A 13,199-nucleotide genomic window follows, 5' to 3' on the forward strand; every position below is an offset into this window, starting at 1 on the left:
AACGGCAAAAATGACCCCATGACGCTCCCATCCGCGACCTACCGGGTCCAGTTCCGCAACGGCATGACATTCGATCACGCATGCGGGCTCGTACCCTATCTGAGGTCGCTCGGCATCAGCCACCTCTACGCCTCGCCGGTCTTCACGGCCACCCAGGGATCGACGCATGGTTACGACGTGACCGATGCCGGCGAGATCGATCCGGCACTTGGAGGAAGGGCGGGCTTCGATCGCCTGACGGAAACGCTGTCAGAAGCAGGCATGGGCCTGATCCTGGACATCGTTCCGAACCATATGGCCGCTTCACTGGAGAATGCCTGGTGGCGGAGCGTCCTGGAATTCGGCAGGCATAGCCCGTTTGCAGACTATTTCGACATAGACTGGCGCGAGCGGCTGACCCTGCCCCAGCTCGGCAAGAGCTTCGATGAAAGCGTTGCTGCCGGCGAACTGACGATCAGCATCGACGAGGCGCATGGCAATCTGGCGATCGGTTATTTTGAAACCCTCTTTCCGCTGAGCATGGAAAGCTACCCTCTGCTCTCGGCGGAACTGGATGATCCGGTTCTCGCGGCGATGGCGGAACTGACGGCCTCTGTCGACGGCGGTGACCTGCATCGTGGCCTGCGCGATATGATCTTCGAGGCCGGCGATCTCAAAAGCCTGAGTGGAAAGCTTGCAGCGCTTTCGAAAGACCATGCCTTTATGACACAGCTGCACGGGAGACAGCACTGGCAGCTTCAGCGCTGGCAGGAGGCCTCGGAGCATCTGAGCTATCGGCGGTTTTTCGAAGTGACCGGGCTGGTCGGCCTGCGGGTTGAGGATATCAGGGTCTTCGAAGAGAGCCACCGCCTGGTTCTCGATCTCGTGCGTCAGGGCCAGGTGCAGGGCCTGCGCATCGACCATATCGACGGGCTGGCGGAACCGAGAGCCTATCTCAACCGACTGCGCGAAGCTGCCGGCGCGGACACCTATATCGTCGTCGAAAAGATTCTCGGCGCAGGCGAGGAATTGCCCGCCGACTGGCCGGTGCAGGGAACGACCGGCTACGAGTTCATTACAGCCTTAAGTGGGCTTTTCGTGGACGGCAATGGTTTGCAGAAGCTCGATGAAGCCTATCGCCGACTGGCGGATGGCAATGGCGATTTTGAAGCCGGGCGGCGGACGGCCAAGCGGCTGATGGTCGAACAGAATTTCGCCGGCGAGACGGCCCGCCTCGCACGCATTGCAGCAGGCCTCTTTCCCGAACTGTCTATGGAGGAAATCACCGGGGCGATCTGCGAGCTTCTGATCGCCTTTTCCGTCTACCGCACCTATGGGACCGATGGCCCGCTCGATACGCGGGATGCGGATCTCCTGAAAAAAGCCGAGATGACGGCCGCCGGACATCTGGATTATGCGCAGCCACTGCAGAGCATCGCGGCCATACTCGAAGGCACGATCGACAACGAGGCGGCTCGCGAATTCCGCCTCCGCTTCCAGCAGCTCTCCGGCCCCGTCATGGCCAAGGCAATGGAGGATACGCTCTTCTATCGCTACAACCGGCTACTGGCGGTAAATGAGGTCGGCGGCGAGCCGGATCATGTGCCAGGCGGCATCGAAGCGTTTCACCATTTCATGCAAGCGCGCAGGCGCTCCCAGCCCTCAGGTCTTTCGGCAACATCGACGCATGACACAAAGCGCGGCGAGGATGCGCGGGCGCGGCTTTATGCTGTCAGCGAAGGCGCCGGCGTCTTTGCCGACGCCGTCGAACACTGGCGAAGACTGAATGAAAGCCACCGCACCGAGCTTACGGATGGCGCAGCACCCGAGCCCAATCTGGAATGGATGCTCTACCAGGCGCTTGCCGGCGCCTGGCCCGAGGATTTCGACCGCCATCATGCCGATGCGCTACGCGACCGCTTCACCGCTTATGCGGAAAAGGCCATTCGCGAAGCCAAACTGCGCACCGACTGGACGGCGCCGAACAGGGACTATGAAGAGGCGGTGCGCACCTATACGGCCGCGCTCTTCTCAACCGACAACGACGCATTCATCGAGGATTTCGCTCGCGTCCTGCAGCCCTTCATCGAAGCCGGCTACGTCAACAGCCTATCGCAGACGCTGATCAAACTGACGGCGCCGGGCATTCCCGACATCTACCAGGGGGCAGAGGGATTCGATTTCAGTTTCGTCGATCCCGATAACAGGCGCGGGCCGGATTTCGAGACATTGAGCGGCTGGCTTGCCGAAGGCGGTGCGCTCGCGCGGCTGCAGGCCGCGGCATTGAAACAGCGCATCATCCAGATCGGCCTGGGGCTCCGGATGGAGCGCGCCCGGCTTTTTGCGGAAGGCGATTACCTGCCGGTTGCCGTCAACGGGACCAGGAGTGACCATGTCGTCGCCTTTGCCCGTCTGCATCAGGAGAACTTCGCCATCACAGTCGTGCCGCGACTGATGTTCGGCTGGCTCGATCCCGGCGTGCTCTTTGCCGGACCGGAATTCTGGGAGGATACGGCAATATCAGTGCCCTCGCCCATGCACGGTCTCAAGGCCGATCTCTTGACCGGCAAGATGCTGGAGCCGGGAAACAAGATCTCGCTTGCCACGCTACTTGGAGACCAGCCGGCGGCTCTGATCGTGCCGGCCTGACGGCAATATCAAAAAATCTGCACAGACGAAAAAAGACGTTGACCTTCCAGTTGCTGGAAGGTTCATAAAGCTGTCCGGATGCCAGAAAGGCATGAAAGGCGCAGTTTATGGATAACAAGCACGATCATCACCACGACCACGATCATCATGGGCATGGCCACGACCATCACCATGCCGACGGTGCGCAATGTGGCTGCGGCCACGACGAAAAGGCTGAAGTGGTGGTGCGCGATGCCGTCTGCGGCATGACGGTCGATCCGAACGCTGGAAAACCTTCCTTCGATTATGAAGGTCACACCTATCACTTCTGTAGCGATGGCTGCCGCAAGAAATTCGAGGCGGCGCCGCAGGATTATCTGACCGCCAAGGACCCGGTCTGCGGCATGAGCGTAGACCGCTCGAACGCGAAACACTTCCTGAAGCACGAGGGCGAAAAATTCTATTTCTGCTCGGCGGGCTGCAAGGCGAAGTTCGAGGCCGATCCCGAAACCTATCGCCATGGCAAAAAGCCAACGGCGGCCGTCATGCCGAAGGGCACGCTCTATACCTGCCCGATGCATCCCGAAGTCGTCAGCGACCATCCCGGCGACTGCCCGAAATGTGGCATGGCGCTGGAGCCGATGGGCATTCCGCCCGAAGATGAAGGTCCAAATCCGGAACTCGTGGATTTTATCCGCCGCCTGTGGGTCAGTGCTGTTCTTTCAATTCCGCTCCTGATCCTTACCATGGGGCCGATGCTTGGTCTGTCGTGGCCGCGCGAAGCGCTTGGCGAGCCGCTGGCGAGCTATGTCGAACTGTTGCTGGCGACACCCGTCGTCCTCTGGGCAGCACTTCCCTTCTTCCGCAGGGCATGGGCATCGCTCGTCAACCGCAGCCCCAATATGTGGACGCTGATCGGCCTCGGCGTCGGTACGGCCTATCTCTACAGCGTCGTCGCGACCTTGGCGCCGGACCTCTTCCCGCACAGCTTCCGCGGTCATAGCGGCTCCGTCCCCGTTTATTTCGAGGCGGCTGCCGTCATCGTGGCGCTCGTCTTCGTCGGGCAGGTGCTGGAATTGAAAGCCCGTGAACGCACCGGCTCTGCAATTCGCGCCCTGCTCGATCTTGCGCCAAAGACTGCGCGCCGCATCGATGCCGACGGCAGCGAGCGCGACGTGCCTGTCGATGAGATCCAGACCGGCGACCGGCTGCGCGTGCGCCCCGGCGAACGCGTACCGGTCGATGGCTCCGTCACCGAAGGGCAGTCGACGCTGGATGAATCGATGATCACGGGTGAACCGCTTCCGGTTGAAAAGGCCAAAGGCGACGCACTGACCGGCGGCACGATGAACAAGAACGGCGCATTGATCATGACCGCCGAAAAGGTCGGTGCCGATACCACTCTCTCACGTATCGTCGATATGGTGGCCAAGGCGCAGCGTTCGCGCGCGCCGATTCAGGGCGCCGTCGACCGTGTTTCGGCGATCTTCGTTCCGGCCGTCGTTGCCGCTGCCATCGCAGCCTTCCTCGTCTGGTCCTTTGTCGGGCCGGAGCCGCGGCTGGCCAATGGGCTGCTCGCCGCCGTCGCCGTCCTGATCATCGCCTGCCCATGCGCCCTCGGCCTCGCAACGCCGATGTCGATCATGATCGCCACCGGACGCGGTGCGCAGGAAGGCGTCCTGATCAAGGATGCGGAAGCGCTGGAGCGTTTTTCCACGGTCGATACATTGATCGTAGACAAGACCGGCACGCTGACGGAAGGCAAGCCCAAGCTGACGGACGTTGTGGCTTTGGGCAGCATTGATGAAAGACATCTGCTGGCGCTCGCCGCAAGCCTGGAGCGCGGTTCTGAGCATCCGCTTGCAGAAGCCATCGTCTCAGGGGCCGAAGAACGCGGCCTCACCTTTCACGAGGTCACAGGTTTCGAGGCAAAGACCGGTAAGGGCGTGAAGGGCACGGTCGGCAGCGCGTCCGTCGCCCTCGGCAATGCGGCTCTGCTCGGCGATCTCGGCACCGATCCGGCAGCGCTCCTGGACCAGACCGAGGTGCTCCGCGGCGAAGGCAAGACCGTCATGTTCGTCGTCATCGACGGTACTTTGGCCGGCCTCGTCGCAGTCGCCGACCGCATCAAACCAACGACGGCGGCTGCCATCAAGGCGCTGCACGACAGCGGCCTGAAGATCATCATGGCGACCGGCGACAACGAACGCACGGCCCGTGCCGTGGCGAAAAGCCTCGGGATCGACGAGGTCCGCGCCGATGTTCTGCCCGAGGACAAGAAGGCGCTCGTCGATGAACTGAGGGCAAAGGGCGCCGTCATTGCCATGGCTGGTGATGGGGTCAATGATGCACCGGCGCTGGCAGCCGCCGATGTCGGCATCGCCATGGGCACGGGTGCAGATGTTGCGATGGAAAGCGCAGGCATTACATTGGTGAAGGGCGATCTCAACGGGATCGTCCGCGCAAGACGGCTGGCTGAGGCGACAATGCGCAACATCCGCCAGAACCTCGGCTTCGCCTTCGGCTACAATGCTCTCGGCATCCCCGTGGCAGCCGGTGTGCTCTACCCGATCTTCGGCCTGTTGCTCTCGCCGATGATTGCAGCGGCCGCCATGAGCCTCTCCTCTGTCTCCGTCATTGGCAATGCGCTGAGACTGAGGGTCGAAAAGCTGTAAAGGAACCAGGCGATGAATATCGGCGAAGCCTCGGAACGGTCCGGCCTGCCTTCAAAGACCATCCGCTATTATGAGGATATCGGCCTGATCCGTCCTGACCGGGGCGGAAACGGCTACCGCGACTATGCGGCCTCGGACGTACACAAGCTGCGCTTTCTGCAGCGTTCGCGCGGCCTCGGCTTCTCCGTGGAGGAATGCCGTCAGTTGCTGGCGCTCTACGAGGACAAGAGCCGGGCAAGCGCCGACGTCAAGGGGATCGCCGAGGCGAAGCTTTCGGAAATCGATCGGAAGATCCGCGAGCTGACGGAGTTGCGACACACGCTCGAGCATCTCGTTCATGCCTGCCACGGCAATGACCGTCCCGACTGCCCGATCCTCGAAGAGCTCTCGGATAGCGCCGCCTAACGAGGCCGGTGCCCAGATCCAGGGCTTTTCTCGTCCTCGCCATATCAGGAAAAGCGGAGGTTATTCCTTGATGACCGTTTCGGAGGGTTTCTTCTGTTCCTCGGCCTCTTCATCATGCTCGTCATCGATGCTGGTGTCATCCAGTCGGTGCTTGATCGCCAGCGCATAGATGACATCGAGGATATTGCGGTCCTTTAGATGAGGATCGCTAAGCGCCAGCAGCGAGGCACGAACGATCTTCTTGCTGGAGGCTTTCGGACAGCGCTTGCGGACAAAATCATAAAGGGCATCGCCCACAAGTCCATCCATTGCGCCGTCCACGAGAGCCTCGTAGACCCGCTTTTTCTCTTTCATATTCCATGTTCCCCTTGCAAATCAGCGGGGCACATATTCTGTCATGGAACCGTCATAAACAACCGCCGAGCGCGATCTGTCGACAATTGGTCAGCTGTGCAATCGTGGAAAACGATAATTCTCATGTCGCCTGTCTAGACATGCGACCGACAAGCCTGGCGGGCATCCCTAAAACCGAGACCAGCTCCCCGAAACGCATTCAGGCAAGATTAGTCACAGCGGAAGCGACATGGAGAGGCTAATCGCGCTTCTTGGCTGCAACGACAGCTTCAGCCTGAATCACAAACATCTCTAGTTCCTGTTTGGTCATTCCATTAGCCACATTGGAAAAACGCTCAAGCAGCGCCGCGAACTGTGGATCTTTTGCAGTCTTAAGTGTCACACCCAGCAGCCAGTTTGGTGAGGTCTCCAAGGTGTTCGCGATCCTCACAAGGGTCGCCAAATCTGGTTCCCTGCGACCTGAAGCGTAGTGCGCGTACCGGCGTTCATCGAGCCCAATTCGCCGCGCCGCCTCAGCGTTCGAAATGCCCAGTTGCTGGGCTCGTTCCTGCAATCGTCTCGCGAGTGTTTCCATAGGAACATCTTGTTCCCCAATGACACGAGTCTAGCCATGAACGATATGTAGTGCTATAACTACGATATGGAGTTACCCGATGCGGAAGATTTCTGTCTGGAAGATCCCGGAAAAAGGACATTAGGCAGCACATGGAATTACGCCAGCTATCCTACTTCGTTGCAGTGGCCGAGGAGCTGCATTTCGGCAGGGCGGCGGCCAAGGTGCATATCGCCCAGCCGGCTTTGTCGAACCAGGTGATGGCGCTGGAGAAGGAGCTCGGCGTGCAGCTCTTCATCCGCACGACCCGGCGGGTGGAGCTGACGCGGGCAGGGGCGGCCTTTTACGAGCGCTCGGTCAGGATCCTGAGCGAAGTCGACCTGTCGACCGAGATCGCCCGCTCGGTGGCCGGCAAGACGGCACGCAGGATTGCGATCGGCACCGTCTATCCTGCCACGATCGGCGTGCTGCCATCCTTCCTGTCGCGCATCGCCCGCAAGTATCCCGATATCCGCCTGCATATCGAAAGCGGCACCACCGATGACATCATCCGCCATATCGAGGCAGGCCGCATCAATCTCGGCTTCATCCGGCCGGTGGAGAATATCGGCTCCTTGCGCTTCTTCTCGATTGCCCATGAACGTTACCTGCTGGCTGTTGCCAAGGAGAGCCCGCTATCGCGGAAGAGCGAGATCGGTCTCGAGGATCTGCGTAGTGAGAAGATCATTTCCTTTTCCCGCCAGAACCTCCCCTACAGCGAGCGCTATTTCGCGGAAAAGTTCGAGGAGCACGATCTGACCGGCAATGTCGCCTATACATGCGACGACACGTTCTCGCTGGTATCGCTGGTTTCTGCCGGCCTTGGCATCGGCTTCGTGCCGGAATGGACGCAGGATCTGCCGAACCGCGGGTTTGAACTGAAGAAGGTGAGGGGCGTCGATTTCAAGATCGGGCTCGGTGTCGCCTGGAACCGGGAAGACCCGACCGCCTCACGCGACGACATCATCGATATCGCACGATCGCTGGTTCGGCCGGGACGATAAGATATCGGTCAATCGCTGTCGCGGTGGTCGATGTATCTGCCATGGATTGGTTTTGCGGACTGCATCCATCAATAGGCTATTTCAGGGATAGTCCTTGGCTCTTCGTCTGCCGCATTGCCTCCGCCTGCTTGAGTGCCATGACAGTACGCTCATGCGCAGACAGTTGTTGGACGGTCCGCATCGAGGCCCAGGCGGCCTTGATCTCCAGCTGTAGCGCAGTGCTTATTCCGGCGGTAAGGGTCTTGAACGCTTCGCCGTCAGCATCCTTCGCCGCTATTCCGAGAAAAGTGCGCTCTCCGAACCGTTGAGAAACGGCGCGTGCGAACCCCTCGAGCTCTGCCTTTACGGTTCTGTCGGCCAGCGCATATTCGAGGCCAGCCGGATGATTGTTTCGATTGATTGCATCGCGAACGCGTTCGAGAACAGCCTTGGCATTTTGCGACAGATCTGGGATTTCAACCGACAAGTTCTGGCGTCGAGCGTACTCTGCCATCTCAGCCCTTTGCACGGTCTGAATGCGTATCTTCAGAAAGCGCTCCAGAGAGCGAGATAGAGCGGGAACATTAAGAAGAGCAGTTTCCCGATCACGCTTGTCGCTCTTACCGGCCAACAAACCTATCTTGCCTCTGAGCGCGCCATATATCTCCGGCGTGTTTGCGATCTTCAATATTGTATTCGCAGCCACCCCTGCATCCCGGATCATCGCGTCGACATTGACCGCCTTGAATGCCGCCTCCGGTTGCCCATAGACGAGACGAAACCGCAACGAGACATCCTCCCACTCCTTCTGGAGGCCGGGATCGGCGCCGAGCCTGGCCTCTATGGCCTGTGCCATCGACTGAGGGAAGATCGTTATGCCGGATACCATCGGCCTTGCTGCCTTGTCTGCGCTGACAAGGTGAGCCGTCGATGCGGTTCTTGCGACACCGAGCCTTTCGCCGACAGTGGCCAGACGGGCGGCGAGGCTCAAGAGCGTCTGCTTCTGCCTGACCATCCATTCCAGCCGATGCGCGACCAGCGTCCGCGCGACCCGAACGAGGTGCAGACCGCGGCTTTCGGCAAAACGAAGTGCCTGCCGATAGAATGAGCCGCCCTCGTAGTCGAGCGTCGTTTCCTTGGAATTCCTGCGCGACAGGATTGGTATGAGACCACCCGTCTTTTCGAAGGACCGGCGTCCGTAGTAGAGGCTGAGATCCTCGCGATGGCGTGTCATCGCCACATAGGCCAGGTGCCGGTCGAGAGACAGCGAGGCCAGAACCTTGACCTGGTCGACGGTGGCGCCCTGGCTCTTGTGGATCGTCGTGGCATAACCGTGATCGACATGCCCGTAGAAGCGCTGCTCCACGACCACCTGCCGGTTGTCATCGCCCGCACCGATCTGGACGCAGATGCGGCCGGGTGCTGCCTCGATCACCTTGCCCAACATGCCGTTCTTGACGCCAAGCGAAGCCTCGTTCTTCAGGAAGACGATCTGGTCGCCGGCTGCAAATTGGCGTTTGCCCTCGGTTGTCGCAAAGACGAAGCCCTGTTCCACGATACCGCGCTCGACAAGCCGTTCGCGTGCCATCTCGTTCAAGGCGCGCACGTCGCGACGCAGATGCGCCAGGATCAGCGAGGTCTTGGCCGGATCGTAATCGCGATCCCAGTCCGCGATCAGACTGGCGAAGGCCTGCGCCTTCAGCTGCGAGCCCACGATCTTGTCGTTGGCCCTATAGGCGTCGATGGCCCGACCGACATTGCCGCGGGCAAGGTCGAGCGAGGCGTCGCGCATCCACTGCTCGCGCTGTCTGTAGATCGTGTCGAGTTCGGCATAGCCGATGCGATCGGTGATCGCCCGGAAGGCGGCGCCCGCTTCGATCGGCTGCAGTTGTTCGGGATCGCCGACAAGCACGAGTTTGGCGCCGGCCCGCGTGGCAGCTTCGACGAAGAATGCCATCTGCCGCGACGACACCATGCCGGCCTCGTCGAGCACGAAGACCGTCTTGTCGTCGAGCCGGTCTCGGCCCCGGCTCCAGCGCTGTTCCCAGGACGACAGGGTGCGAGAGACGATGCCCGCTTCCTTCTCCAGTCCTTCCGCCGCCTTGCCGGCAAGTGCCGCGCCGATGACACGGTAACCTTGCGCCTCCCAGGCCTCGCGGGCCGCCTTCATCATCGTCGTCTTGCCGGCACCGGCGCGGCCGATCACGGTTGCGATCCGCTCGCCGCCGGCAATATGTTCGATCGCCACCTTCTGCTCGTCCGAAAGACGCGGATGGCGCAAAAACGTCGCCTCCAGAACTCTGTGTCTGACACCATGCGACGAGCGCTGCGACAGCCAGATCGCCCGGTTCGCCATCTCGGCTTCCAGGCGGATCATCTCGCGGGTCGTGTATCTGGCCGGCGCACGCAGGCCAGTCGCAAACTCTGTTCGCTCACCTTCGAGCATCACTATCTGACGACTCTGCAGGATTTGCGCCATCAGGCTTCGGAACACCCTGGCATCATCGATATAGCGATGCAGCACCTTGCCCACATCACGTTCGTCGAAAACGCTTTTCTCCCGCGTGATCAGGTCAAGCACGATATCGGGAGTGAGCTGGATACGGCGAGCATTCTCTGCACGCCGCTCCTCCTGCAATTCCAGTCGATCGAGCACAACGGCTTGACCGGAATTCGAGGCCTTTTGTAGGAGCGCCTTCGTGGCAACACCCAGATGGGCGGTTGGCGCCAGCTCGATCCCCTGCTTTTCGAAGGAGCGCCCATCGACCCTGACGTCGAGACCGGCAAGCGCCAGATGCCGGTTCTGGCAAGCAAACCACCCGTCGCGGAATGCATTGAACTCGTCGATGTCGCCCACCCAGCGCTCGTACACGATTTTGCCTGCACCATAGCGGATCGGTTGACCGTCAGGACCGAGCACGGCGACGATCTTGGGGCCGAATCCATCCTCGGTCAGCGGCCGCAGCGTCATCATCAGGTGCACATGCGGATTGCCGGGGGCATCGTGATAGACCCAGTCTGCGACCATGCCCTTCGCAGTCACATGGGTCGCCACGAAGTCGCGCATCAGGGCGATATTCTGCTCGGCAGAAAGTTCGATCGGCAGGCCGATTGTGACCTCCTTGGCAAGCTGCGCATTGGCGCGCTTCGAGGAAGACTCCACCTTGTTCCAGAAGGACTCGGATGCGCTGGCAACGGAGAGATCAGCGATCATCGACTGCAGCCATTGCGGCGCATCCGAAGGAATGGAAAACTCCTCGTGCAAAAGCCCCTTCTTGCGCGTGTAGTCGATAGTTCGCGCTTCCCGATCGAATTCCATTCTGGCGCAATGGCAATAGGCCGCCAGTTGCACCGCGCTGCGTCCAGAGCCGCGGGCGACGATTCTGACGAAGAAATGTGATATGGCCACGTAAAAGCCTCTTGCGAACGAAACCTATGGGTTCGTCGAAAGCGGAGACACTCTTACGCCTGAACAAGACGGCGACGGATATCGCTGTTAGCTCCGCTCCGTCGGAACGGTCGCAAGGATGCGCAAACGTGTTGGCTGCGCCAACTCGCATTTTTGCTAGTAGATGGCACCAAACTGTGGGGCTTTCATGCGGTTTAAGTCGAAACCGCATGAAAGGCATCCGGAGTCCTCGTCTACGATTTGCCAAGCTCCGGTGTAGTTTAGGTCGTGGAAAGGTTTGATCTTGGCGCAAGCGCTCTGGTGGCACTTACGCAGTTACAAATCGACCCGATCCCGCTCATTCTGCGAGCTGCAGCTTCAAGGCCGTGACACCGACGGCCAGATTGACGCCGACATCGCCTTCGAGCGAAACCGGCTGCAGCGAGACGGTTCTGCTCGTTCCGCCGACCAGCACATTAGCGCCGCCGCCGATACCGACGCTGGCATCAGCCGTGACACCGGCATAATTGCCCTCCAGGCCGGCGACCGGTTCGCGCGTGGCGCTAAAGACGAGCCAGACCATCCGGCCCTTCTCGATGGTGCCGACATCAAGGCCGAAATCGGTGATCGTGCCGACATAGTGCTGGCTGGCGTCGCCGGAAGCGCTCGGCGTGTAGGTGCAGTCGAGATCCTGCTTGGAGCCGACGATGACACCGATGCCCTTGGAAACGTCGCAATCCAGCTTGCCGACATCGGCCTGGGCGGCGTTTGCAACGACAGGCGCGGCCAGCATGCCGGCGACGAGAAGGGAAAGAAGGGTGGTTTTCATGATGGGTCCTGTTCGAAGTTGAGGTTGCTATCGGCAGCGCAGTTCATGGGAGCTGACCGCGGGTACTGCCCGACATCGTCGACGAGGGCTCGCCGATCGATGAAAAGAATAGAGGTGCGGCCGGATCGGATGAAATCGGGCGCTGGTCTAGGCGGGCCAATACGAAAGTTTAGTTCCGCCCGCTTCGAGATGGGCGTAACTTCCTTCCCATCGCCTGACGCCTCCTCCTGACAGGCGATAGAAATCTCGGTTAAGGCTTCCCGGTGTCCCTCCCCTCCGCCCGAAGTCACGGATTGCCCGAGGATCCGCAAATGGCCGCCTTTCCGTATCGGAAGGCGGCCTCTTTTTTTCAGCATTGCGCGATTTTCCGTCGCGACCGAAGTAGCATGCGAGCATGACAACAGATGTCCCGGCCTGTCCGGAGATAGCCTAGACGTAGGTATGATTCAGCGATGCGGCTTGCGCGATTAACTTCTCGAGCGTCCGGGACGAAGCCCGGTTCGATCATCAAAGAGACGAGGTACTGTCATGTATCAGGATTCGATTGATCACTTTGCCCAGTCCGGCGAAGAGAAAGCCGAAGAGGTCCGTAGCCACTTTCCCGCCTTCCTGATCGGGGCGGCGATGGCCGGCGCCTATATCGGTTTCGGCGATATCATCATGTTTACCGCCGGCGCTCATGCCGATCCGGCCTGGGCGCATCTCGTGATGGGCGTGGTCTTCTCCTCTGCCCTGACAATCGTCGTCTTTGCCGGCAGCGAGCTTTTCACGGGAACGGCGATGTATATGCCGCTTGCCGTGCTGACGCGGCGCAGCCGCGTTGCCGATATGCTACTTGTCTGGGTCGCGGCCTGGATCGGCAACCTGATCGGGGCCGTGGTGCTCGCCGGCCTCTTCCATCTGGCTGGCGGCGGTGTGCTTCTCGGCGACGGAAGCCAGGCGTTCTTTTCGATTGTCTCGGCCAAGATGTCGGCGGGATCGCTGGAGCTTCTTGCCCGCGGTATTCTCTGCAACTGGCTTGTTTGCCTCGCCATCTGGATGGCTGGACGCACGGAAAATGCCGCTGCCAAGATCATGCTGATCTTCTGGCCGATCACGATCTTCGTGGCCGCCGGCTACGAACACAGCGTCGCAAACATGTTCACCTTCTCGATGGCGCTGATGGGCGAGCATCCCGCAAACATCACGCTTGCTGCCGCAGTCCATAATCTCGTGTGGGTCACGCTCGGCAACCTCATCGGCGGCGCGGTTTTCATGGCGCTTGGCTACTGGCTGCAGGTCCATGGCACCGGCCACGTCTCCTTCGTCCCGGCCCCGGTTCGCGTCCGCGCAAAGATTTCCGCTGACCGCGGCAAGAAGTGAGGCG

General features: G+C 60.5%; 9 protein-coding genes. 5 read left to right on the top strand and 4 right to left on the bottom strand.

What is annotated here, in order from left to right; genetic code table 11:
- Positions 1-18 precede the first annotated feature (18 nt).
- The 3 genes from treY to cueR all read left to right on the top strand — a co-directional run bounded on the left by treY (position 19) and on the right by cueR (position 5,687).
- Positions 19-2,628 carry a malto-oligosyltrehalose synthase gene (gene treY / locus J2X71_RS06085; RefSeq protein WP_310380135.1) on the top strand — a complete coding sequence of 870 codons (2,610 nt, stop codon included), beginning with the start codon at positions 19-21 and terminating at the stop codon, positions 2,626-2,628.
- Positions 2,629-2,735: 107 nt separating this feature from the next.
- Positions 2,736-5,282 (top strand): heavy metal translocating P-type ATPase, encoded by a 2,547-nt coding sequence (locus J2X71_RS06090; protein ID WP_310380137.1) that lies wholly within the window; start codon positions 2,736-2,738, stop codon positions 5,280-5,282.
- Positions 5,283-5,294: 12 nt separating this feature from the next.
- Positions 5,295-5,687, top strand: a complete 393-nt coding sequence (gene cueR, locus J2X71_RS06095; RefSeq protein WP_007812037.1) for a Cu(I)-responsive transcriptional regulator — start codon at positions 5,295-5,297, stop codon at positions 5,685-5,687.
- Positions 5,688-5,747: 60 nt separating this feature from the next.
- Here cueR and J2X71_RS06100 read toward each other — a convergent pair whose 3' ends face one another.
- Together J2X71_RS06100 and J2X71_RS06105 are read right to left on the bottom strand one after the other, a co-directional pair.
- Positions 5,748-6,041 (bottom strand): hypothetical protein, encoded by a 294-nt coding sequence (locus J2X71_RS06100; protein ID WP_310380140.1) that lies wholly within the window; start codon positions 6,039-6,041, stop codon positions 5,748-5,750.
- Positions 6,042-6,279: 238 nt separating this feature from the next.
- The gene (locus J2X71_RS06105) at positions 6,280-6,615 is read right to left on the bottom strand and encodes a helix-turn-helix domain-containing protein (protein WP_113321201.1); all 336 of its coding nucleotides are present in this window, start codon (positions 6,613-6,615) and stop codon (positions 6,280-6,282) included.
- Positions 6,616-6,746: 131 nt separating this feature from the next.
- Between J2X71_RS06105 and J2X71_RS06110 the strand changes: the two genes are divergently transcribed.
- Positions 6,747-7,637, top strand: coding sequence for a LysR family transcriptional regulator (locus tag J2X71_RS06110; RefSeq protein WP_310380143.1), 891 nt, complete (start codon positions 6,747-6,749; stop codon positions 7,635-7,637).
- A gap of 76 nt (positions 7,638-7,713) precedes the next feature.
- Here the strand turns inward: J2X71_RS06110 and traA are convergent, their stop codons facing one another.
- The gene (gene traA, locus J2X71_RS06115; RefSeq protein WP_310380144.1) at positions 7,714-11,025 is read right to left on the bottom strand and encodes a Ti-type conjugative transfer relaxase TraA; all 3,312 of its coding nucleotides are present in this window, start codon (positions 11,023-11,025) and stop codon (positions 7,714-7,716) included.
- A gap of 337 nt (positions 11,026-11,362) precedes the next feature.
- Positions 11,363-11,833, bottom strand: a complete 471-nt coding sequence (locus tag J2X71_RS06120; RefSeq protein ID WP_310380145.1) for a DUF992 domain-containing protein — start codon at positions 11,831-11,833, stop codon at positions 11,363-11,365.
- A 528-nt stretch (positions 11,834-12,361) separates the two neighbouring features.
- Here J2X71_RS06120 and J2X71_RS06125 point away from each other — a divergent pair.
- Complete coding sequence (locus tag J2X71_RS06125) at positions 12,362-13,195, top strand: formate/nitrite transporter family protein (protein WP_310380146.1); 834 nt, start codon at positions 12,362-12,364, stop codon at positions 13,193-13,195.
- The last annotated feature ends 4 nt before the right edge of the window (positions 13,196-13,199 follow it).

The sequence above is a fragment of the Rhizobium sp. 1399 genome (assembly GCF_031455475.1).
Classification (GTDB): domain Bacteria; phylum Pseudomonadota; class Alphaproteobacteria; order Rhizobiales; family Rhizobiaceae; genus Rhizobium.

Excerpts from the sequence above, each read along its gene's own strand:
- treY (WP_310380135.1), top strand. The coding sequence starts at position 19 with ATGACGCTCCCATCCGCGACCTACCGGGTCCAGTTCCGCAACGGCATG.
- J2X71_RS06090 (WP_310380137.1), top strand. The coding sequence starts at position 2,736 with ATGGATAACAAGCACGATCATCACCACGACCACGATCATCATGGGCAT.
- cueR (WP_007812037.1), top strand. The coding sequence starts at position 5,295 with ATGAATATCGGCGAAGCCTCGGAACGGTCCGGCCTGCCTTCAAAGACC.
- J2X71_RS06100 (WP_310380140.1), bottom strand. The coding sequence starts at position 6,041 with ATGAAAGAGAAAAAGCGGGTCTACGAGGCTCTCGTGGACGGCGCAATG.
- J2X71_RS06105 (WP_113321201.1), bottom strand. The coding sequence starts at position 6,615 with ATGGAAACACTCGCGAGACGATTGCAGGAACGAGCCCAGCAACTGGGC.
- J2X71_RS06110 (WP_310380143.1), top strand. The coding sequence starts at position 6,747 with ATGGAATTACGCCAGCTATCCTACTTCGTTGCAGTGGCCGAGGAGCTG.
- J2X71_RS06120 (WP_310380145.1), bottom strand. The coding sequence starts at position 11,833 with ATGAAAACCACCCTTCTTTCCCTTCTCGTCGCCGGCATGCTGGCCGCG.
- J2X71_RS06125 (WP_310380146.1), top strand. The coding sequence starts at position 12,362 with ATGTATCAGGATTCGATTGATCACTTTGCCCAGTCCGGCGAAGAGAAA.